The 19,676-nt window shown below is 69.0% G+C and carries 20 protein-coding genes; 5 read left to right on the top strand and 15 right to left on the bottom strand.

Annotation, left to right across the window (positions count from 1 at the left end; all coding sequences use genetic code 11):
- Positions 1-226 precede the first annotated feature (226 nt).
- Positions 227-1,924 carry a formate--tetrahydrofolate ligase gene (locus ABTU92_RS15130; RefSeq protein WP_408092012.1) on the top strand — a complete coding sequence of 566 codons (1,698 nt, stop codon included), beginning with the start codon at positions 227-229 and terminating at the stop codon, positions 1,922-1,924.
- A gap of 128 nt (positions 1,925-2,052) precedes the next feature.
- On the opposite strand, the gene ABTU92_RS15125 is transcribed toward ABTU92_RS15130, so the two are convergent.
- The 4 genes from ABTU92_RS15125 to nth all read right to left on the bottom strand — a co-directional run bounded on the left by ABTU92_RS15125 (position 2,053) and on the right by nth (position 4,415).
- On the bottom strand, positions 2,053-2,637 hold the full coding sequence (locus tag ABTU92_RS15125) for an NAD(P)H-dependent oxidoreductase (protein ID WP_408092010.1): 585 nt from the start codon (positions 2,635-2,637) through the stop codon (positions 2,053-2,055).
- 49 nt (positions 2,638-2,686) lie between these two features.
- Positions 2,687-3,034 (bottom strand): DUF190 domain-containing protein, encoded by a 348-nt coding sequence (locus ABTU92_RS15120; RefSeq protein WP_111356024.1) that lies wholly within the window; start codon positions 3,032-3,034, stop codon positions 2,687-2,689.
- A gap of 10 nt (positions 3,035-3,044) precedes the next feature.
- Positions 3,045-3,440, bottom strand: coding sequence for a fluoride efflux transporter CrcB (crcB, locus tag ABTU92_RS15115; RefSeq protein ID WP_408092008.1), 396 nt, complete (start codon positions 3,438-3,440; stop codon positions 3,045-3,047).
- Between the two features lie 210 nt (positions 3,441-3,650).
- Complete coding sequence (gene nth / locus ABTU92_RS15110; protein ID WP_408092006.1) at positions 3,651-4,415, bottom strand: endonuclease III; 765 nt, start codon at positions 4,413-4,415, stop codon at positions 3,651-3,653.
- 108 nt (positions 4,416-4,523) lie between these two features.
- On the opposite strand from nth, the gene ABTU92_RS15105 reads away from it, so the two are divergent.
- From ABTU92_RS15105 to gpmI, 3 genes are all read left to right on the top strand, one after another.
- Positions 4,524-5,081, top strand: a complete 558-nt coding sequence (locus ABTU92_RS15105; RefSeq protein ID WP_408092004.1) for a DUF2244 domain-containing protein — start codon at positions 4,524-4,526, stop codon at positions 5,079-5,081.
- A 10-nt stretch (positions 5,082-5,091) separates the two neighbouring features.
- Positions 5,092-6,003, top strand: coding sequence for a methylated-DNA--[protein]-cysteine S-methyltransferase (locus ABTU92_RS15100; RefSeq protein ID WP_408092002.1), 912 nt, complete (start codon positions 5,092-5,094; stop codon positions 6,001-6,003).
- Positions 6,004-6,377: 374 nt separating this feature from the next.
- On the top strand, positions 6,378-7,895 hold the full coding sequence (gpmI, locus tag ABTU92_RS15095; protein ID WP_408092000.1) for a 2,3-bisphosphoglycerate-independent phosphoglycerate mutase: 1,518 nt from the start codon (positions 6,378-6,380) through the stop codon (positions 7,893-7,895).
- 171 nt (positions 7,896-8,066) lie between these two features.
- On the opposite strand, the gene dapB is transcribed toward gpmI, so the two are convergent.
- The gene (gene dapB / locus ABTU92_RS15090; RefSeq protein ID WP_408091998.1) at positions 8,067-8,882 is read right to left on the bottom strand and encodes a 4-hydroxy-tetrahydrodipicolinate reductase; all 816 of its coding nucleotides are present in this window, start codon (positions 8,880-8,882) and stop codon (positions 8,067-8,069) included.
- Between the two features lie 196 nt (positions 8,883-9,078).
- Here dapB and ABTU92_RS15085 point away from each other — a divergent pair, with 196 nt between their 5' ends.
- Positions 9,079-9,672 (top strand): DUF4337 domain-containing protein, encoded by a 594-nt coding sequence (locus tag ABTU92_RS15085; protein ID WP_408092087.1) that lies wholly within the window; start codon positions 9,079-9,081, stop codon positions 9,670-9,672.
- 180 nt (positions 9,673-9,852) lie between these two features.
- Here ABTU92_RS15085 and ABTU92_RS15080 read toward each other — a convergent pair whose 3' ends face one another.
- The 10 genes from ABTU92_RS15080 to ABTU92_RS15035 all read right to left on the bottom strand — a co-directional run bounded on the left by ABTU92_RS15080 (position 9,853) and on the right by ABTU92_RS15035 (position 19,611).
- Complete coding sequence (locus ABTU92_RS15080) at positions 9,853-10,452, bottom strand: hypothetical protein (protein ID WP_408091996.1); 600 nt, start codon at positions 10,450-10,452, stop codon at positions 9,853-9,855.
- A gap of 66 nt (positions 10,453-10,518) precedes the next feature.
- The gene (locus ABTU92_RS15075; RefSeq protein WP_408091994.1) at positions 10,519-11,634 is read right to left on the bottom strand and encodes a toll/interleukin-1 receptor domain-containing protein; all 1,116 of its coding nucleotides are present in this window, start codon (positions 11,632-11,634) and stop codon (positions 10,519-10,521) included.
- A gap of 87 nt (positions 11,635-11,721) precedes the next feature.
- Positions 11,722-13,122: a dihydrolipoyl dehydrogenase gene (lpdA, locus tag ABTU92_RS15070; RefSeq protein WP_408091992.1), complete on the bottom strand. Its 1,401-nt coding sequence runs from the start codon at positions 13,120-13,122 to the stop codon at positions 11,722-11,724.
- 36 nt (positions 13,123-13,158) lie between these two features.
- Positions 13,159-13,566, bottom strand: a complete 408-nt coding sequence (locus ABTU92_RS15065) for an MAPEG family protein (protein ID WP_408091990.1) — start codon at positions 13,564-13,566, stop codon at positions 13,159-13,161.
- Positions 13,567-14,196: a LysE family translocator gene (locus ABTU92_RS15060; protein WP_408091988.1), complete on the bottom strand. Its 630-nt coding sequence runs from the start codon at positions 14,194-14,196 to the stop codon at positions 13,567-13,569.
- Positions 14,196-14,498 carry a nucleotidyltransferase domain-containing protein gene (locus ABTU92_RS15055; protein WP_408092085.1) on the bottom strand — a complete coding sequence of 101 codons (303 nt, stop codon included), beginning with the start codon at positions 14,496-14,498 and terminating at the stop codon, positions 14,196-14,198. Before ABTU92_RS15055 ends, ABTU92_RS15060 begins: the two co-directional genes overlap by 1 nt.
- A gap of 122 nt (positions 14,499-14,620) precedes the next feature.
- Complete coding sequence (locus ABTU92_RS15050) at positions 14,621-14,920, bottom strand: DUF2442 domain-containing protein (protein WP_408091986.1); 300 nt, start codon at positions 14,918-14,920, stop codon at positions 14,621-14,623.
- Complete coding sequence (locus tag ABTU92_RS15045; RefSeq protein WP_408091984.1) at positions 14,917-15,168, bottom strand: DUF4160 domain-containing protein; 252 nt, start codon at positions 15,166-15,168, stop codon at positions 14,917-14,919. The genes ABTU92_RS15050 and ABTU92_RS15045 overlap by 4 nt, the downstream gene beginning before the upstream one ends.
- Positions 15,169-15,234: 66 nt before the next feature.
- Positions 15,235-16,524: a 2-oxoglutarate dehydrogenase complex dihydrolipoyllysine-residue succinyltransferase gene (gene odhB, locus ABTU92_RS15040; RefSeq protein ID WP_408091982.1), complete on the bottom strand. Its 1,290-nt coding sequence runs from the start codon at positions 16,522-16,524 to the stop codon at positions 15,235-15,237.
- Positions 16,525-16,656: 132 nt separating this feature from the next.
- On the bottom strand, positions 16,657-19,611 hold the full coding sequence (locus ABTU92_RS15035; protein WP_408091980.1) for a 2-oxoglutarate dehydrogenase E1 component: 2,955 nt from the start codon (positions 19,609-19,611) through the stop codon (positions 16,657-16,659).
- Positions 19,612-19,676: the final 65 nt, after the last annotated feature.

Raw genomic sequence — 19,676 nt, 5'->3', positions numbered from 1 at the left:
GCAGGACATCCGCCCGCCACTCGTCCGAGTCGGCGGGTTTTTCATGCGCGGGGTCCCGGCGCCGGAGCGGCCGACCGCCGCCCCTGAATCGACAGGCTAAACGCCCGAGATGACAGTTTTTTAGCGCCCTGCGCGGGCGCAGGCAGGCCGCGTGCCGCGGCGGGCTTCGACGCGCGGCGCGACTTCCTGTAGGTATCGGCCGCCGTAGTCGCATCAGGGTTCCGGAATGCCGCCCTCCCAGCACCTCGCGCCGAAGTCCGACATCGAGATCTCGCAAGACGCCCCCAAGCGGCCCATCGTCGCGCTGGCACGCGAAAAGCTCGGGATCGCGGCCGACGAGCTCGAGCCCTACGGCCGCTACAAGGCCAAGGTGTCGCTCGACTTCGTCGAGACGCTCGAAGATCGCCCCTCCGGCAAGCTGATCCTGGTCTCCGCCATCACCCCGACGCCGGCCGGCGAGGGCAAGACGACGACGACGGTCGGCCTCACCGATGCGCTCGTTCATATCGGCAAGAAGGCGATGCTGTGCCTGCGCGAGCCGAGCCTCGGCCCCTCCTTCGGCCAGAAGGGCGGCGCGGCCGGCGGCGGCTACGCCCAGGTCGTGCCGATGGAGGACATCAACCTCCATTTCACCGGCGACTTCCACGCGATCGGGGCGGCCCACAACCTGCTCGCCGCCATGATCGACAACCACATCTACTGGGGCAACGGGCTCGGCATCGATTCGCGCCGGGTGACCTGGCGGCGCGTGCTCGACATGAACGACCGGGCGCTGCGCGACATCGTCTGCTCGCTCGGCGGCGCCGTGAACGGGTTTCCGCGCGAGGCCGGCTTCGACATCACGGTCGCCTCCGAGGTGATGGCGATCTTCTGCCTGGCCGAGAACCTCGCCGAGCTGAAGGCGCGGCTCGGCGACATCGTGGTGGCGCAGACGCGCGACAAGACGCCGATCCGGGCGCGCGACCTGAAGGCGCACGGCGCCATGACGGCGCTGTTGAAAGAGGCCTTGGCGCCGAATCTCGTGCAGACGCTGGAGGGCACGCCCGCCTTCGTGCACGGCGGCCCGTTCGCCAACATCGCGCACGGCTGCAATTCGGTGATCGCCACCAAGACGGCGCTCAAGCTCGCCGACTGGGTGGTGACCGAGGCCGGCTTCGGGGCCGATCTCGGCGCCGAGAAGTTCCTCGACATCAAGTGCCGTAAAACGGGGCTCGCGCCCGACTGCGTCGTGCTGGTCGCGACCGTGCGGGCGCTGAAGATGCACGGCGGCGTGCGCAAGGAGGATCTGCGCGAGGAGAACCTCGACGCGCTGGAGGAAGGCCTCTCCAATCTCCGCCGCCACGTCGAGAACGTGAAGAAGTTCGGGCTGGTGCCGGTGGTGTCGATCAATCGCTTCTCGGCCGACACGCCGGCCGAGATCGCGCTGGTGCGCGACGCCTGCGCGGCGCTCGGCGTCGAGGCCTACGTGGCCGACCACTGGGCGGAGGGCGGCAAGGGCGCCGTCGACGTCGCCCGCGCCGTGGTGCGGGCGGCGGAGAGCGGGCGCAGCCGGCTGAAGCTGCTCTATCCCGACGACATGCCGCTGGTGGAGAAGATCCGCACGGTGGCGCGCGAGATCTATCACGCCAACGACATCGCGCTCGACGCGCCGGTCGCCGAGCAGCTCGCCGGCTTCCAGGCGATGGGCTACGGGCATCTGCCGGTGTGCATCGCCAAGACCCAGTACAGCTTCTCGACCAATCACGAGATCAAGGGCGCGCCGGCGGGTCACATCGTGCATGTGCGCGAGGTGCGGCTCGCCGCCGGCGCCGGCTTCGTGGTCGCCATCTGCGGGGACATCATGACGATGCCGGGCCTGCCCCGCGTGCCGGCCGCCGAAGCGATCGACGTTCTCCCCGACGGGCGGATGATCGGGTTGTTCTGAGCGCCGCGCCCCCTGAGCCGTCATGCCCGCGCTTGTCGCGGGCATCCACGAAGCAGCCGTAGGCGGCGTAAGAGCGTGGATGGCCGGGACGAGCCCGGCCATGACGACGGAGAGTCTTCGGCCTTACATCACAGCCCCTTCATCACCTCGGCCACCTTCTCCAGGTGCGCCGCCCGGGTCGCGTCGGTCGAGACGTTCATGTGATAATGCGCGTGGTAGGTGATCTTCGCACGGCCACCCGAGAGCACCCTCAGATAGCGCGTGATCACTTTTCGCGGCGGATCGCCCATCAGGAGTGCGGTCCAGCGCGGCCGTCCGTAGGTGGTCACGGCGGTGATGCGCTTCAGATGGGTCAGCGCCGGCCTGACGTTGGCCGGATCGCTGATGTCGAAGGCGACGCCCGGCATCAGCACGCGGTCGAACCAGCCCTTCAGCATCGCCGGCAGGCCGAAGCACCACACCGGGAACACCAGCACCAGCGCCTGCGCGGCCTGCAGCCGGTCCACATAGGATTGCACGGGCGCCTGGTTGACTGCGGTGTCGTGATAATTCAGCCGCTCCTCGCGGCTCAGCACCGGATTGAATCCTTCCGCGTAGAGATCACAGTCGTCGACCGTGTGGCCGGCCGCGCGAAGGCTGTCGACCACGCGAGCATGAACGGCGGCGTTGAAGCTCGTCTCGACCGGGTGGCAGTAGATCACCAGAACACGCATGAGGTCATTCCAAGTCCGTCATTCCAAGCACAGGGCGCAGGGCGCGCCCTCACGTCGTCCCGTTGCGGCTCTCGCCGTATTGCAAGACCTGAACCTTCTCGATCGTCACCAGGCCGGACGGCATCATGGCGTCGAGCACGGGCAGGAAGGCGTCGATCTTCTCGGGCGCGTCGACGATCTCGATGACCAGCGGCAGATCCGCCGAGAGCCTCAGGATCTTGGTCGTGTGCAGCACCGAGGAATGGCCGAAGCCGAGCGGGCCGCGCAGCACCGTGGCGCCGGCGAGCTTGTGCTCGCGCGCCTTGAGCACGATGGCCTCGTAGAGCGGCGTGCGGTCGAGCTTGTCGTCCTCGCCGACGAAGATTCTCAGAAGCACGGCGTCGCGCGGCACTCGCATGGCAGGCTCCTCATATCCAGCGCATCGTGTTGAAGGCGGTGGCGAGCGCGGCGCCGGCCCAGACGGCGAGAAGGCACGCCACGACCGAGCCGACCACGTTGCCGCCGGCCTCCAGCCACTGGCCGTCGCGCATCAGGTCGAGCGTCTGGATCGAGAACGACGAGAAGGTGGTGTAGCCGCCGCAGATGCCGACCATCACGAACTGGCGCACCGGCGTGCCGACCATCAGCCGGCCGTCCGGCCCGGTGATCACGGCGAAGAAGCCGATCACGAAGGAGCCGACGACGTTCACGGTGAAGGTGCCCCACGGGAACGTCTCGCCGACGAGTCGCGCCACCACGCCCGAGCACCAGAAGCGCGCCATGCCGCCCAGCGCGCTGCCGATCGCGATCCAGAGATAAGCCATCCGTCGTTCCGAGCCGAAGACCCGCCGCCTTTGCTGGCGTAGCTCCGTCGCGCCGCGCCCGCAACCATGCACATACGCAACGGACATCGCAGCGCCGTCATTCCGGGGCCGGCCGAAGGCCGGAACCCGGAATCCAGCGACACACGCCGTGCTCCGGACTGGATTCCGGGTCCGCACGCTGCCGCGTGCGGCCCGGAATGACCGGTGAGTTTACGGCGGCGGCACCGAGGCGGTCTTGTCCGGCCAGCGGCACAGATCGGCGATCGGGCACAGCGGACAGCGCGGCTTCAGCGCCGTGCAGGTGTAACGGCCGTGCAGGATCAGCCAGTGATGGGCGTGCAGCCGGTAGGGCTTCGGCACCACGGCCTCGAGCCGGGTCTCGACGTCGAGCGGCGTCTTGCCCGGCGCTAGCCCGGTACGATTGCCGACCCGGAAGATGTGGGTGTCGACCGCCATGGTCTCCTGCCCGTAGGCGATGTTGAGCACCACGTTGGCGGTCTTGCGGCCGACTCCCGGCAGCGTCTCCAGCGCCTCGCGGGTCGACGGGACGATGCCGTTGTGCGCGGCGATGAGCTGCTGCGACAGCGCGATGACGTTCTTGGCCTTGGTGTTGAACAGGCCGATCGTCTTGATGAAGTCGCGCACCTTCGCCTCGCCGAGCGCGACCATTTTCTCGGGCGTGTCGGCGGCCTGGAACAGGGCGCGCGTCGCCTTGTTGACGCCGGCATCGGTCGCCTGGGCGGACAGCACCACGGCGACCAGCAGCGTGAACGGGTTGACGTGCTCGAGCTCGCCTTTCGGCTCCGGGTTCTTGGCCGCGAAGCGGCGGAACATCTCTTCGGTTTCGGCCGCCGTCAGCGTCGCCGGGGCCTTGCTCTTGCCTTTCCCGGGCGAGGCGGTGCTCGCGCGCCCCTTGACCGCGGCCTTCGGCTTGCGGCTTGCTTGAGGTCCGCCGGCAGACGGCTTGCGGATCATGGTCGTGTCGCCCGTGTCGTCGAGAAAGGCCGCCCGGAAAGGTGCGGCCGTCGCAGAAACCGCCGCGCCGTCGGCCGCGAGCCGCACGGCGCAGAACCCCCGGTGCCCATGGCGTCCCCCTCCTCCGAGCCGATCCTGTTCTCGGCCGTCGTCACGCCGCATCGCTCGCTCGGCCGCTCCGGCGTCCGGGCCGTGATCCTGCTCGTCGCGGCGGCGAGCGGCGTGCTCGGTCTCGTCTTCCTCGCGGCCGGCGCCTGGCCGGTCTCGGGGTTTCTAGGGCTCGACGTCGCGCTCGTCTATTGGGCCCTGCGGATCAACACGAAGCGGGCCGCCGCCTGCGAGCAGATCGTGGTGACGCCGTCGGCCGTGACGATCCGGCGCGTCGGCCACACCGGCCTGACCACCGAATCGAGCCTCAACCCGGTGTGGGCGCGGCTCGACCGCGAGACCGACCCGGATTTCGGCCTGTTGCGGATCGCGTTGATCTCGCAGGGCCGCCGGCTGGTGGTCGGATCCTGGCTGTCGCCGGCCGAGCGCGAGGGCTTCGCCGCCGCGCTGGCGACGGCGCTCGCCGAGGCGCGGCGCGGGCCGACCCGCACCACCTTCCCGGAGGTCGCGCGCGAGCTGCCCGGAAATCGGGTGGATCCCCCCGGGTCGGAGTCATAGGCTCGCGTTCATGAGCACCATGATCCTGACCGATCCCGTCGAGGTGCGACCCCCGGTCCGCACCCGGAGCGCCGCGCTCGACCGCGCCGCCGAGGACTACGACCGCGTCCGCCGCGCGATCGCGTTCCTGTCGGAGCACTGGAAGCAGCAGCCCGACATCGAGGCGGTGGCGCACGCCGCCGGCCTGTCGACCGACGGCCTCACGGCGCTGTTCCGCCGCTGGGCCGGGCTGACCCCGAAAGCCTTCCTTCAGGCCCTGACGCTGGACCATGCGCGAAAGCTGCTGCGCGAATCGGCGAGCGTGCTCGATGCCGCCTACGAGGTCGGCTATTCGGGTCCGGGCCGGCTGCACGACCTGTTCGTCACCCACGAGGCGATGTCGCCGGGCGAGTGGAAGGCGGGCGGCGCCGGCCTGGTGCTCGACTACGGCTTCCACCCGTCGCCGTTCGGCTCGGCGCTGGTGATGGCGACCAGCCGCGGCCTCGCCGGCATCGCCTTCGCGGACCAGGGCGGCGAGACGGCCGCGCTCGCCGACATGCAGGCGCGCTGGCCGAACGCGACCTATGTGCGCGACCAGGCCGGCACCGCGGCGCTCGCCCGCCGGGTGTTCGACCCCGCCCTGTGGCGGGCCGACCGGCCGCTGCGGATCGTGATGATCGGCACCGACTTCGAGGTGCGGGTGTGGGAGGCGCTGCTGCGCGTCCCGCTCGGCCGCTTGACCACCTACTCGACGGTCGCCGGCACGGTGTGCTCGCCCAAGGCGGCGCGCGCCGTCGGCGCCGCGGTCGGCCGCAACCCGCTGAGCTTCGTGGTGCCGTGCCATCGCGTGGTCGGCAAGAGCGGCGACCTCACCGGCTATCACTGGGGCATCACCCGCAAGCGCGCCATGCTCGGCTGGGAAACCGGCCAGCGCGAGGGGTGAGCGGGCTTCCGGGCTCTCGGGTCGGGACAATAACGCGATCGCCTGCGCAAGAACGCCCCCACCCCCGACCCCTCCCCGCCATTCGCAAGAGCGAATGGGAGGAGGGGAGCCGAGGCGCCGAGTTCGACAAACGACAGTTTCTGCGACGAGCGCCGAAACGGCTCGACTCCCCTCCCCCTGCTCGCGAAGCGAGTGGCGGGGAGGGGTCGGGGGTGGGGGGCCGCCCGGAGCACCTACGCCAGCAAGCGGACTTCCAGCCGATCAGCCGAAATTCGGTATCCTCTCACCGGCCGTTGACGGGGGCGGTGGGGCGTCCCATGAGTAGGTGAACCGCGCCGTGGGGCCGTTTTCGGCGCAGGCAGGAGATCACCGACATGCAGACGCGTCGTCCCGTGATGCTGGTCATTCTGGACGGGTGGGGGTGGCGCGATGACGCCGCCGACAACGCGGTCCGGCAGGCCAACACGCCGACCTTCGACAAGCTCTGGGGCACCTGCCCGCACGCCTTCCTGCGCACCTCCGGCAAGGATGTCGGCCTGCCCGACGGGCAGATGGGCAACTCCGAGGTCGGGCATCTCAACATCGGCGCCGGCCGGGTGGTGATGCAGGATCTGCCGCGCATCACCGACGCGATCGCCACCGGCGAGATCGAGAAGGCGCCGGCGCTGGTCGGCCTGATCGACACGCTCCGCGAGACCGGCGGCACCTGCCACCTGATGGGGCTCGTCTCGCCGGGCGGCGTCCACTCGCACCAGGACCACGGCGCCGCACTCGCCGGGATTCTCGCGCTCGCCGGCATCCCGACCGTCATGCACGTCTTCACCGACGGCCGCGACACGCCGCCCCGCGCCGGCGCCGAGTATGTCGAGAAGCTCGCTGCTGACCTGCCGCCGACCGTGCCGATCGCGACCGTCGACGGCCGCTACTACGCCATGGACCGCGACAAGCGCTGGGACCGGGTCGAGAAGGCCTGGGCCGCGATCGTCGAGGCGCAGGGCGCCCATCACGAGGACGCGGCGGCGGCGATCGCGGCGTCCTACGCGGCGAATGTCGGAGACGAGTTCATCGTCCCGGCCGTGATCGGCGACTATGCCGGCATGAAGGACGGCGACGGCATCCTGTGCTTCAACTTCCGGGCCGACCGGGTGCGCGAGATCCTCGGCGCGCTGCTCGACCCGGGCTTCGACGGCTTCCCCCGCCCGCGGGTGCCGAAGGTGGCGATCGCGGTCGGTCTCACCCAGTACAGCGAAGCGCTCGACGTCTTCATGGGGACGGTCTTCCCGCCCGACAGCCTGGCCAACGGCCTCGGCCAGGTGACGGCGGACGCCGGCCGCACGCAGCTGCGCATGGCGGAGACCGAGAAGTATCCGCACGTGACGTACTTCCTCAACGGCGGCGAGGAGAAGCAGTATCCGGGCGAGGACCGCATCATGGTCCCGTCCCCCAAGGTCGCGACCTACGACCTGCAGCCCGAGATGTCGGCGCCCGAATTGACCGACAAGGCGGTCGCGGCGATCCGATCGGCCAAGTACGACCTGATCGTGCTGAACTTCGCCAATCCCGACATGGTCGGCCACACCGGCAGCCTGCCGGCCGCCATCAAGGCGGTGGAGACGGCCGACACCGGGCTCGGCCGCATCGTCGAGGCGATCGGCGCCATGGGCGGGGCGCTCCTGGTCACGGCCGACCACGGCAACTGCGAGTTGATGCGCGATCCGGTGACGGGCGGCCCGCACACGGCCCACACGACGAACCCGGTGCCCGTGATGCTGTTCGGCAGCGACGCCAAGAGCCTCGCCGACGGCCGCCTCGCCGACCTCGCCCCGACGCTGCTCGCCCTCATGGGCCTGCCGCAGCCCAAGGAGATGACCGGCACGTCGCTGATGCGGTGAGGCCGGGCGGCACCACACGCATGGCGGTGACCCTCGTGGTGAGGAGCGCTCGCAGAGCGCGTCTCGAACCATGAGGCCACCGCCCCCGAGGCGACCATACGGGCCGCCCCGCCCTTCGAGACGCGGCCTGCGGCCGCTCCTCAGGACGAGGCGGAAAAGGGGCGCCGTGCCTCAAAAATCCTTCAGGCCGAGCACGTCCATCATCGAGTAGAGCCCGGCCGGCCGGCCCCTGGCCCAGACGGCCGCTTTCACGGCGCCGCGGGCGAAGATCATGCGGTCCTCGGCCTTGTGGACGAGCTCGATGCGCTCGGCCGGTCCCGCGAAGATCGCCCAGTGCTCGCCCACCACGGTGCCGCCGCGGAGCGACGCGAAGCCGATGTCGCCCGGCGTGCGGGCGCCCGTGTGGCCGTCGCGGCCGCGCTCGGAGCGCGCCGCGAGGTCGATGCCGCGGCCGCGCGCCGCCGCCTCGCCGAGCAGCAGCGCCGTGCCGGAGGGCGCGTCGATCTTCTTGTTGTGGTGCATCTCGAGGATCTCGATGTCGAACTCCTCGTCGAGCGTCGCCGCGACCCGCTTCGCCAGCGCCGCGAGGAGGTTCACGCCGAGGCTCATGTTGCCCGACTTGACGATGGCGACCGTCTGCGCGGCGGCCGCGATCGCCTGCTCGTCGGCGACCGAGAAGCCGGTCGTGCCGATGACGTGAAACAGACCGGCGGCCGCGGTCCTTTCGGCCAGCGCCACCGAGGCGGCAGGAATCGTGAAGTCGATCACGCCGTCGGCCTTTTGGGCGAGCGCGCCCAGATCGCCCATCACCGGGATCCCGTTCGCGCCGATCCCCGACATCTCGCCGGAGTCGCGGCCAATCAGCGGCGAGGTCGGCGCGTCGATGGCGCCGGCCAGCACGACGCCTTTCGCCTCGGCGATCGCCTTCACCAGGGTCTTGCCCATGCGGCCGCCCGCACCCGCCACGATCACTCGCACATCGCTCATCGCGCCCTCCTGCCTGTGCGGCCGGTATAGAGGAGCGGCGCCGGGGAGGACAGAGGGCCGTTCGAGCACGCCGGGCCAGGGGATGGGTGACGGGATATGTGACGGGACGACCTGCAAGACATCGCCGAAAGTCCCCTTGCGGACCGACGCCAGCCCGCTACATCCCTCCGGCACCACCAGCGCCGAGGGGGAGACCATGGCCGGGCCGCACGAGAATCTGGAGCATCACGAGCACGCCGAGCACGCCGCCGGGCACAACAAGCAGATCGCCCTCTTGATCGCGATCATCGCGCTGTTCCTCGCTTTCTCCGAGACGCTCGGCAAGAGCGCCCAGACCGAGGCGATCGGCCTCAACATCAAGGCCTCCGACACCTGGAACTTCTTCCAGGCCAAGACGGTGCGCCAGACCTCGCTGCGCGCCGCCGCCGAGGCGATGACCCTGCAGCTCGCCACCGCCCCCAACGAGGAGGCGAAGGCGGCGCTGCAGAAGCAGATCGACGCCTGGAAGGCGACCATCGCCCGCTACGACAGCGATCCCAAGGAAAAGGACGGCCGCAAGGAGCTGCGGGCGCAGGCCGAGCACCTGGAGCACGAGCGCGACACCGCGCTCGCGCGCTACCACCACTACGAGGTGGCGTCGGCGGCATTCCAGATCGGCATCGTGCTGTGCTCGGCCGCCGTCATCACCGGCATGATGGCGCTCGCCTTCGTGGCCGGCGGCGTCGGCGTCTTGGGAATCGTGTTCATGGGCATCGGCCTGTTCGCCCCGCACGCCGTGCATTTCGTGTGAGGGTCGCGGTCGTCCCGGGGCGCTGCGGCCGAGCGCCGAGCCTCCCTCCGCCCTCGTCCTGAGGAGCCGCCGAAGGCGGCGTCCCGAAGGGCGTGGGCGGCCGAGACGGTGGCCGCATGGTTCGAGACGCGATCCCTCGGATCGCTCCTCACCATGAAGGGAAAGGCGGTGCGGTGTCGCTCACTCCGCCGCGGCGGGCCGCGGGGCGGGCGTGCCACGCTGCACGCTTCGGCGCAGGCGGCGGACATGGCGCAGAAGACGGCCACGACGGCCCGGCGCCAGCAGGCGCATCAGGCGGCGCAGGCGCCGCTGCAGCGGCGCGACCGTGCGCGCGACCCACGCCTTCACCTCGGCCTTGTACGGGTCGATCAGGCCATGCGCCCAGGCGAGGCCGCGCAGCACCAGCTCGTAGAGCCGGCGGAACCAGGGAAGCTGCAGGAGCTTCGGCCGGGTGAGGTCGAACACGAAGGCGGTGACGCCGACGCCGGCGACCTTGGCGAAGCCGAAGACGGCGACGCCGCCGATCCAGAAGCCGTGCGAAAACATCCACAGCGCCGCGAGCTTCAGCGGGAACAGCAGGGCCGCCGGCACGGCGAACACCAGCAGGGTCGGATAGGGCGGCAGCCGCGCGATCGCCGCGGCGATCCGGACTTTCAGGGCCGGCCAGGCGATCCAGTCGACCACGCGGGCGACCAGCGGCCGCACATGCTCCCACAGCCACGCCTCGACGAGAAAGACGACGGCGAGCAGGATCCACAGCGGGCGGGTCAGACGGCGCATACAGGTGAGTATAGGGGCAATCGCGGCGGGTTCATGCCGCGGGCCGACGCGCTCGCGACCCGTGCCTCACCTCACGACGAAGCGTGGGGGCGTGGGACCGATCTCCGGTGGCGGGATGTAGGCGCGGTAGATCGCCCGGAGCAGCGTGTCGCACAAGCTGTCGTGGTCCTGGTCCGACCAGACCATGCAGTTGACGGTGCGCAGGAAGGCCGGCACTGCGGTCTGGTCGAAGGCGCCGCGCACGATCGGAATGTACCTGTCCGGATTGGCGTGCTGGCTCTGCAACAGGTCGCCCTGCACCAGACGGATCTCCCAGCCGACGCCGCCGTAACGGCCGTGCGCGCGCTCGGCATAGGCCTTGTTACAGATGATCAGGACGCGCTCGGCGAGGTCGAGCTCGTTGCACATCCACTGCGGCAGATCCATGCCGTAGCGCAGGTGCCAGACGTCGAGCCGCGCGTCGATGCCGTTCTGCCGCAACCGGGTGGCGAGATCCTGGACCCATTTCTGATGCTCGTCGCTGGTCCGCGTGTAGCTGATGAAGACCCGGATCGGCTCGCGCGACTGCACCGGCGTGGCGGGCACGGCGGGCGCCGCCGCCGCTTCGGGCCGGCCGCGTGTGGCGGCGAAGGCGTCGATCCGCGGCAGCTTGTTCAGGACCTCGAGCGTGGTCGCGCGGGTGCTCGCGACCGCGGCACTCATCCTCGCGGTCAGGGCGTCGTAATCGGATTTTTCGAGGACGTAGATGTTGAACACGGTCTCGCCGACGTCGCCCGCCGACAGGCCGGCGATCAGGGCGGCAGCCGAATCCTGCTTCGACAAGCGCCCCGCCCCGCTGCCCAGCAGCGGCAGCGCGACGTCGCGGATCTCGGGCTTGTCCTTCGCGAACGCCACGACCTGGGTGGCGATGCGAGTGATTTCGGCAGCGTCGCTGCGATATCCGATGACCGAGGCGGCGTAGCCGACATAGGCCGCGATGCTGGTGCCGCCCTCGAACAGCCCGAAACGGACATCGCCGAGGCTCATCGCCCCGGTAGGAGGCGCGATCCGAAGCGCCGCCAGCCGCTCGGCGACCCGCGGCGTGATGGTCGGAACCGTCGAGCAGGGAATGATCACCAGATCGGTCGGCTGGGCGAACATGTCGCCCTGCCGGAGCTGGATCGTCACCCGATTGCGCGCCATGGTTCTTTGTGCCTCGTCACACAACCTAGGATATAGGTAGCGTGGTCGGCAGGCGAGGTCAATGGCGCGGCCGGGATCGCGCGGCGCTCACATATGAATCGCGCGCTTCTCCACGGCCAGCGCCGCCTCCTTGACGGCCTCGGGCAGCGTCGGGTGGGCGTGGCAGGTGCGGGCGATGTCCTCCGAGGAGGCGCCGAACTCCATCGCCACGGCGGCCTCGGCGATCATGTTGCCGGCATCGGCGCCGAGGATGTGGACGCCGAGCACCCGGTCGGTCTTGGCGTCGGCGAGGATCTTCACGAAGCCGTCGGTCTGGCGGTTCACCTTGGCGCGGCCGTTCGCCGTGAACGGAAATTTTCCCACGTTGTAGGCGATGCCGGCGGCCTTGAGATCCTCCTCGGACTTGCCGACGCTGGCGAGCTCCGGGTTCGTGTACACGACGCCCGGAATCACGTCGTAGTTCACGTGGCCCGCCTTGCCGGCCAGAATCTCCGCGACCGCGACGCCCTCGTCCTCGGCCTTGTGGGCCAGCATCGGACCGGCGATCACGTCGCCGATGGCGTAGATGCCGGGCACGTTGGTGGCGAAATGCGCGTCGGTGATCACCCGGCCGCGCGGATCGAGCGCGACGCCGACCGCGTCGAGCCCGAGGCCCTGCGTGTAGGGTACGCGGCCGATGGCGATCAGCGCGACGTCGCAATCGATGGTCGCCGCGTCGCCGCCGGCGGCCGGCTCCACGGTCGCCTTCAGGCGCGAGCCCGACGTGTCGATCCCGGTCACCTTGGTGGACAGGCGGAACGTAAAGCCCTGCTTCTGAAGAATGCGCTGGAACTGCTTCGCGACTTCGAGGTCGATGCCGGGAACGATGCGATCGAGGAACTCGACGACCTCGACCTCGGCGCCGAGCCGGCGCCACACCGAGCCGAGCTCGAGCCCGATCACGCCGGCGCCGACGACCAGCAGCTTCTTCGGCACCTTCTCGAGCGACAGCGCGCCCGTGGACGAGACGATGCGCTGCTCGTCGATCGTCACGCCCTTCAGCGGCGCCACCTCGGAGCCGGTGGCGATGACGATCGCCTTGGCGTCGAGCGTCGTCGTGCCGGCCTCGCCCGTCACCTCGACCTTGCCGGGCGCGCTGATGCGGCCGGTGCCGACATGGACGTCGATCTTGTTCTTCTTCATCAGGAACTCGACGCCCTTGACGTTGCCGTCGACGCCCTCGTCCTTGAACGCCATCATGGCGGCGAGATCGAGCTTCGGCTTGCCGACCTTGATGCCCATGGCCTCGAAGCCGTGGCCGGCCTCGTCGAACAGCTCGGAGGCGTGCAGCAACGCCTTGGACGGGATGCAGCCGATGTTCAGGCAGGTGCCGCCGAGCGTCTTGCGCTTCTCGACCACGGCGGTCTTGAGACCGAGCTGGGCGGCCCGGATGGCGCAGACATAGCCGCCGGGGCCGGTGCCGATGACGACGAGATCGTAAGCTGACATCGCGAAGGTTCCGTTCGGGGAGTGATCAGGACAGATTCAGAGGACGAGGGCCGCGAGCATCAGGCCGAGCCCGACCAGCGCGGCGAGCCACACCAGAGAACGCACCTTGGGCACGCCGGCGAGATAGAGCGGCACGTAGACGAGACGGGCCCAGAACCACAGATGCGCACCAGCGAGCGCCAGCCCGCCGGTGCGCCCCGTGACGGCGAGCGCCAGGGCCAGCGCGACGAAGGCCGGGAAGGTCTCGAGATAGTTCTTCAGCGCCCGCTCGGCGCGGCCGGCGAGCACGCCCGTGGGCTTGCGGCCGTCGTCGCGCGCGCCGGCGTTCCAGTCGGTGCCGAGCTCCTTGGTCATGGTGCCGGACTGGATGAAGATCTGCACGACGAGCAGCACCACGGCGGCGGCGAGGAGATGGAGCTCGGTCGGGACGGGGGTCGGCGACACTCAGTGACTCCGTTGCAGGGCGACGCGCACGCCGAGCCCGATCAGCACGAGCCCGGTGGCGCGGTTGAACCAGCGGCCGGCCCGCGCGAAGGCGGCGCGCGCCGTGCCGGTGGTGAGGAACACGGCGACGATCGTGAACCAGACGGCGAGCGTCACGGCCATGGCGAGGCCGTAGCCGAGCTGGAAGAGAAGCGGCGTCTGCGGCGACACGATGGTGGAGAACAGCGACACGAAGAACAGCGTGGCCTTGGGATTGAGCAGATTTGTCAGGGCCCCGATCGCCAGCGAACGGCGCGCAGGCCGGGCCGCGGGATCGTGCGCGCCGGGATCGGGCAGCGTCGGCGTCGGGGCGCGGAAGCTCTTGATGCCGAGCCAGACCAGATAGGCGGCGCCGACCCATTTGACGATCGTGAAGGCGACGACCGAATGGGCGACGATCAGGCCGATGCCCAGCACCGTGTAGCCAACATGGACCAGGATCGCCGAGCCTACGCCGACCGCGGCGAGCACCCCGGCGCGGCGGCCGTGCACCACGCTCTCGCGCATCACGCAGGCGAAGTCGGCCCCCGGCGTCACCGCCGCGACCAGAAACACCGCCATCAGGGAGAGGAACTCGGCCGTGTGGGACATCAAAGGCCCAACTCCTCGCGATCGAAGACCTTTCGTCCATAGGCCTGCACGGCGGACCAGACCTTGTCTGGCGAATTGACTGGGTCGGCCAATTCCAGGTGAATTTTTACACTGACGAGTTCCTGAAGTGATGCCGCCCAGCACGCCCCTTCAAAGATCCAGATCGCCAGACGCTCCTTCTCGTCGCCGTATAACCGAACTCCGATATCGAGATCGCTGTCGCTACGATGATTCCCCCGAACTCGGCTCCCAAAGAGCCAGACCGATTGGATTTCCCCCCGCTCGCGTGCCCAACGCTCGATCGATGCCAGCTAACGGGAATCGATAGGCTCCTTTTCGATCACGTGTTTTCCGAGCTCCGACAGGCGGCGACAGGCCTGACCACCCGCATTCGCCGCGTTCCGCTGCGCGACAGGGGAGCTGGTCAATATTGAAGGATCGACGCGACCTCGTTCAGCCGGGCCTGGTTCTCGGCTTTGGATCGGAGTGTATCGGCACCGAAGTCGATCTCGTCACCGTTCTGGTCGATCCACTCGATGGAATGACCGTACTCGCTGACCCTCACCTTCTCGAAGTTCTTGGGCTTTTGCAGGTATGTAAAGATTTTGCCCCGGGCGATCGTTGGACGCAGGTCGACTATTCCCTGGTAGCCGTCGGTCCAGACGATCTTGAGAACTCCGTGAATCACAGGCTCTGCCGAGGCGATTCGTGGCAGCTTCTTCACCCTATGCTGCCGGGATGGAGATCGGACTGGCACTGAATCCAAGCTTTTAGCAGTTCGCTTTTTCGCGGCTTGGCCCATGTGACGACCTTCCGATACTGTGCTTTCGGTATATAGCCGTTGATGATCGACAAGCTGTCGATAGCGATTTGGGCACGATATTCGCCGTGCTCTACGTGAAAGTGCGCCGGCGAATGATCATCCCAATAGAACTGGATCTTGACCCCGTCGACGATCGCTACCGTGGGCATTACGCATCGCTGCCATCAATCGTTTGCGGACAAGATAGCACCGCCGCCTTGGCATAGTGTCAATTCTCAAAGATCCAGCACGAGCCGCGCCGGGTCCTCCAGGCTCTCCTTGACGCGCACCAGGAACGTCACGGCCTCCTTGCCGTCGATGACGCGGTGATCGTAGCTGAGCGCCAGATACATCATCGGGCGGATCTCGATCTTGCCGCCGACCACCACGGGCCGCTCCTGGGTCTTGTGCATCCCGAGGATGCCGGACTGCGGCGCGTTGAGGATCGGGGTCGACATCAGCGAGCCGTAGACGCCGCCGTTGGAGATCGTGAAGGTGCCGCCCTGCATCTCCTCGATCTTGAGCTGGCCGTCGCGGGCGCGACGGCCGAAATCGGCGATCGTCTTCTCGATCTCGGCCAGCGTCTTCGACTGGCAGTCACGCACCACCGGCACGACCAGGCCGCGATCGGTGCCGACCGCGACGCCGATGTGATAATAATTCTTGTAGACCATGTCGGCGCCGTCGATCTCGGCATTGACCGACGGGACCTCGCGCAGCGCCTGCACGCAGGCGCGGGTGAAGAAGCCCATGAAGCCGAGCTTCACCCGGTGCTTCTTCTCGAAAAGATCCTTGTACTGGTTGCGCAGCGCGATCACGGCCGTCATGTCGACCTCGTTGAAGGTCGTCAGCATGGCGGCGGTGTTCTGCGCATCCTTCAGGCGGCGCGCGATGGTCTGGCGCAGCTTGGTCATGCGCACGCGCTCCTCGCGCGCCGCGTCGTCGGGCGGCGAGGGGGCGCGCACCTGCACGGGCGCGACCGGCGGCGGCGCGAAGGCCTGGACGGGCGCCGGCGCGGGAGCCGCAGGCGCGGGCGCCGCGGCGCCGCGCTCGATCGCGGCCAGCATGTCGCCCTTGGTCACCCGGCCATCCCGGCCGGTGCCGGCGACGCCGGAGGCCGGCACGCCGCTCTCCGCCTCCAGCCGGCGGACCGACGGGGCGAGCGGGGCGTCCTGCTTGGTCGCGTCCTGCTTGGCGACCGCCGGAGCCGCAGCCGTGTGAGCGGGCGGCGGCGCGGCCGGCTTCGACTTCTCGGCCTTGGCGGCGGGCGCGGCGCCGGCGGCAGCCGCGGCACCCTCGGCGATCTGCCCGAGCAGCGCGCCGACCGCGACGGTCTCGCCGTCCGACACGGCGATCTCGGAGAGCACGCCGGCGGCGGGCGCCGGCACCTCGATGGTGACCTTGTCGGTCTCGAGCTCGACCAGCGGCTCGTCCACCGACACCGGCTCGCCCGCCTTCTTGAACCAGCGGCCGATCGTGGCTTCGGTCACGGACTCGCCCAGGGTGGGCACGCGGATGTCAACCATCGTTCTTCGTATCCAAGGATCGGGCGGCGGACGCGGAGGGCGCGGCGGCGCGCGGATCGGGTTCGGGCGGGGGGCGGAGATGGCCGGGCACGGCGTCCGGCCAGGGACTGTGTTCGGGAGCGCGCGCGGCGATCAGCCCAGCGCGTCGTCGAGGAACGCCTTGAGCTGTGCGAGATGCTTGGACATCAGGCCCGTCGCGGTGGCGGCGGAGGGCGGGCGCCCGACATAGCGGGGCCTGCGGTACTCGCCGGCGACCTGGTTCATCACCCATTCCAGATACGGCTCGACGAAGGTCCACGCGCCCATGTTGCGCGGCTCTTCCTGGCACCACACCACCTCGGCGTTCTTGAACCGCTGCAGGCGGGCCAGCATCGCCTTGGTCGGGAACGGATAGAGCTGCTCGACGCGCAGCAGATAGATGTCGTCGATGCCGCGCTTCTCGCGCTCCTCGTAGAGATCGTAATAGACCTTGCCGGTGCACAGCACGATGCGGCGGATCTTGCGGTCGGGGGCGAGCCGGATGTGCTCGCCGTGACGGCTATCCGCGTCGTCGGGCAGCAGGCGGTGGAACGACGTGCCGGCCGTCATCTCGTCGAGTCGCGACACCGCCCGCTTGTGGCGCAGCAGGCTCTTCGGCGTCATCAGGATCAGCGGCTTGCGGAAGTCGCGCTTCAGCTGTCGGCGCAGGATGTGGAAGTAGTTCGCCGGCGTCGTGCAGTAGGCGACCTGCATGTTGTCCTCGGCGCACATCTGCAGATAGCGCTCGAGCCTGGCCGAGGAGTGCTCCGGCCCCTGCCCCTCGTAGCCGTGCGGGAGCAGGCAGACGAGGCCGGACATGCGCAGCCACTTGCGCTCGCCCGACGACAGGAACTGGTCGAACACCACCTGGGCGCCGTTGGCGAAGTCGCCGAACTGCGCCTCCCACAGCACGAGCGCGTTCGGCTCGGCCAGCGAGTAGCCGTACTCGAAGCCGAGCACCGCCTCCTCGGACAGCATCGAGTTGATCACCTCGAAGCGGGCCTGGCCGGGCTTGACGTAGTTGAACGGCGTGTGGCGGTTCTCGGTCTCCTGGTCGATCAGCACGGCGTGGCGCTGCGAGAAGGTGCCGCGCTCGGAATCCTGACCCGACAGACGGACCGGATGGCCGTCGGCCAACAGGGTGCAGAATGCGAGCGCCTCGCCGGTCGCCCAGTCGATCCCCTCGCCGGTGTCGATCGCCTTGCGGCGGGCGTCGAGGAACCGCTGGATGGTGCGGTGGAGATTGAAGCCGGCCGGGACCGAGGTGATCTTGTCGCCGATCTCCTTCAGGGTCTCGGCCTCGACGCCGGTGTTGCCGCGCCGCGGGTCGTCGCTCGGGGCGGCGACCTTCATGCCGGCCCAGCGGCCGTCCAGCCAGTCGGCCTTGTTCGACTTGTAGCCGTGGCTGGCGTCGAACTCGGCGTCGAGCCGCGCCCGCCAGTCGGCCTTCATCTTCTCGACCTCGCCGTCGGTGACGATGCCCTCGGCGAACAGCTTCTTCGAGTAGATCTCCAGCGTCGACGGATGCGAGCGGATCTTCTTGTACATCAGCGGCTGGGTGAACGACGGCTCGTCGCCCTCGTTGTGGCCGAACCGCCGGTAGCAGAACATGTCGATGACGACCGGCTTCTGGAACTTCTGGCGGAACTCGGTCGCCACCTTGGCGGCGAACACCACGGCCTCCGGATCGTCGCCGTTGGCGTGGAAGATCGGCGCCTCGATCATCTTGGCCGTGTCGGACGGGTACGGCGACGAGCGCGAGTAGCGCGGATAGGTCGTGAAGCCGATCTGATTGTTGACGATGAAGTGGATCGAGCCGCCGGTGCGGTGGCCGCGCAGGCCGGAGAGGCCGAAGCACTCCGCCACCACGCCCTGGCCGGCGAACGAGGCGTCGCCCGAGATGAGGAGCGGCAGCACCTGGGTGCGGTCCTCGGTCGTGCAGCCGTGCTGGTCCTGCTTGGCCCGCGTCTTTCCGAGCACCACCGGGTTGACGATCTCGAGATGCGACGGGTTGGCGGTGAGCGACAGATGCACGCTGTTGCCGTCGAACTCGCGGTCCGACGAGGCGCCGAGGTGATACTTGACGTCGCCGGAGCCCTCGACCTCGTCGGGCGTGAACGAGCCGCCCTTGAACTCGTGGAAGATGGCGCGGTGCGGCTTGGCCATCACCTGGGCCAGCACGTTGAGGCGGCCGCGGTGGGCCATGCCGACCGCGATCTCCTTCACGCCGAGCGCGCCGCCGCGCTTGATGATCTGCTCGAGCGCCGGGATCATCGATTCCGAGCCGTCCAGGCCGAACCGCTTGGTGCCGGTGAACTTCACGTCGCAGAACTTCTCGAAGCCCTCGGCCTCGACCAGCTTGTTGAGGATGGCGCGCTTGCCCTCGCGGGTGAAGTGGATCTCCTTGTCGGGACCCTCGATGCGCTCCTGCAGCCAGGCCTTCTGGGCCGGGTCGGTGATGTGCATGAACTCGACGCCGAGCGTCTGGCAGTAGGTGCGCTTCAGGATCGCGATGATCTGGCGCAGCGTGCCGAACTCCATGCCGAGCACGAAGTCGAGATAGATGCGGCGGTCGAAGTCGGCCTCGGTGAAGCCGTAGGAGCGCGGGTCGAGCTCCTCGTGGTCCTTGATCGCCTCGAGGCCGAGCGGATCGAGGTCGGCGTGCAGATGGCCGCGCATGCGGTAGGCGCGGATCAGCATCAGGGCGTGCAAACTATCGCGCGTCGCCTGCTGGACGTCGGCCGTGGTGAGGTCGACCCCGTAATGCTGCGCCTTCTGGGCGATGCGATCGGTGAGGCGGATCGCCGCCTCCTGGGCCTCGGGCTCGACGATGCGGATCGGGCCTTCCTCGACCACCGGCCAGTGCGGCTCCTTCCAGGAGGCGCCGCGCGCCGAGCGCGCCACGTCCGAGGCCGTGTCCTTGAGGCCGGAGAAGAACACCCGCCACTCGGTGTCGACCGCCTTCGGATCGGCTTCGTAGCGCGCGTAGAGGTCTTCGATATAGGCGGCGTTGCCGCCGTAGAGGAACGAGGTGAGGGCGAATTGAGCGTTCGCGTCTTGGCGGGACATGAACGGGTCCTGATCGCGGGGCGAGGCCCCTGGGGGAGCGGGAGCGAGCCGGGCCGGCCCGGGAA

Source organism: Rhodoplanes sp. SY1, assembly GCF_046000175.1.
In the GTDB taxonomy this organism is placed as follows: Bacteria; Pseudomonadota; Alphaproteobacteria; order Rhizobiales; family Xanthobacteraceae; genus Rhodoplanes.
This window is presented reverse-complemented; position numbering and strand designations above follow the sequence as displayed.

Excerpts from the sequence above, each read along its gene's own strand:
- ABTU92_RS15105 (WP_408092004.1), top strand. The coding sequence starts at position 4,524 with ATGGCGTCCCCCTCCTCCGAGCCGATCCTGTTCTCGGCCGTCGTCACG.
- ABTU92_RS15075 (WP_408091994.1), bottom strand. The coding sequence starts at position 11,634 with ATGGCGCGCAATCGGGTGACGATCCAGCTCCGGCAGGGCGACATGTTC.
- dapB (WP_408091998.1), bottom strand. The coding sequence starts at position 8,882 with ATGAGCGATGTGCGAGTGATCGTGGCGGGTGCGGGCGGCCGCATGGGC.
- gpmI (WP_408092000.1), top strand. The coding sequence starts at position 6,378 with ATGCAGACGCGTCGTCCCGTGATGCTGGTCATTCTGGACGGGTGGGGG.
- ABTU92_RS15035 (WP_408091980.1), bottom strand. The coding sequence starts at position 19,611 with ATGTCCCGCCAAGACGCGAACGCTCAATTCGCCCTCACCTCGTTCCTC.
- odhB (WP_408091982.1), bottom strand. The coding sequence starts at position 16,524 with ATGGTTGACATCCGCGTGCCCACCCTGGGCGAGTCCGTGACCGAAGCC.
- ABTU92_RS15045 (WP_408091984.1), bottom strand. The coding sequence starts at position 15,168 with ATGCCCACGGTAGCGATCGTCGACGGGGTCAAGATCCAGTTCTATTGG.
- lpdA (WP_408091992.1), bottom strand. The coding sequence starts at position 13,122 with ATGTCAGCTTACGATCTCGTCGTCATCGGCACCGGCCCCGGCGGCTAT.
- ABTU92_RS15130 (WP_408092012.1), top strand. The coding sequence starts at position 227 with ATGCCGCCCTCCCAGCACCTCGCGCCGAAGTCCGACATCGAGATCTCG.
- ABTU92_RS15060 (WP_408091988.1), bottom strand. The coding sequence starts at position 14,196 with ATGTCCCACACGGCCGAGTTCCTCTCCCTGATGGCGGTGTTTCTGGTC.
- ABTU92_RS15085 (WP_408092087.1), top strand. The coding sequence starts at position 9,079 with ATGGCCGGGCCGCACGAGAATCTGGAGCATCACGAGCACGCCGAGCAC.
- nth (WP_408092006.1), bottom strand. The coding sequence starts at position 4,415 with ATGATCCGCAAGCCGTCTGCCGGCGGACCTCAAGCAAGCCGCAAGCCG.
- ABTU92_RS15080 (WP_408091996.1), bottom strand. The coding sequence starts at position 10,452 with ATGCGCCGTCTGACCCGCCCGCTGTGGATCCTGCTCGCCGTCGTCTTT.
- crcB (WP_408092008.1), bottom strand. The coding sequence starts at position 3,440 with ATGGCTTATCTCTGGATCGCGATCGGCAGCGCGCTGGGCGGCATGGCG.
- ABTU92_RS15100 (WP_408092002.1), top strand. The coding sequence starts at position 5,092 with ATGAGCACCATGATCCTGACCGATCCCGTCGAGGTGCGACCCCCGGTC.
- ABTU92_RS15120 (WP_111356024.1), bottom strand. The coding sequence starts at position 3,034 with ATGCGAGTGCCGCGCGACGCCGTGCTTCTGAGAATCTTCGTCGGCGAG.
- ABTU92_RS15125 (WP_408092010.1), bottom strand. The coding sequence starts at position 2,637 with ATGCGTGTTCTGGTGATCTACTGCCACCCGGTCGAGACGAGCTTCAAC.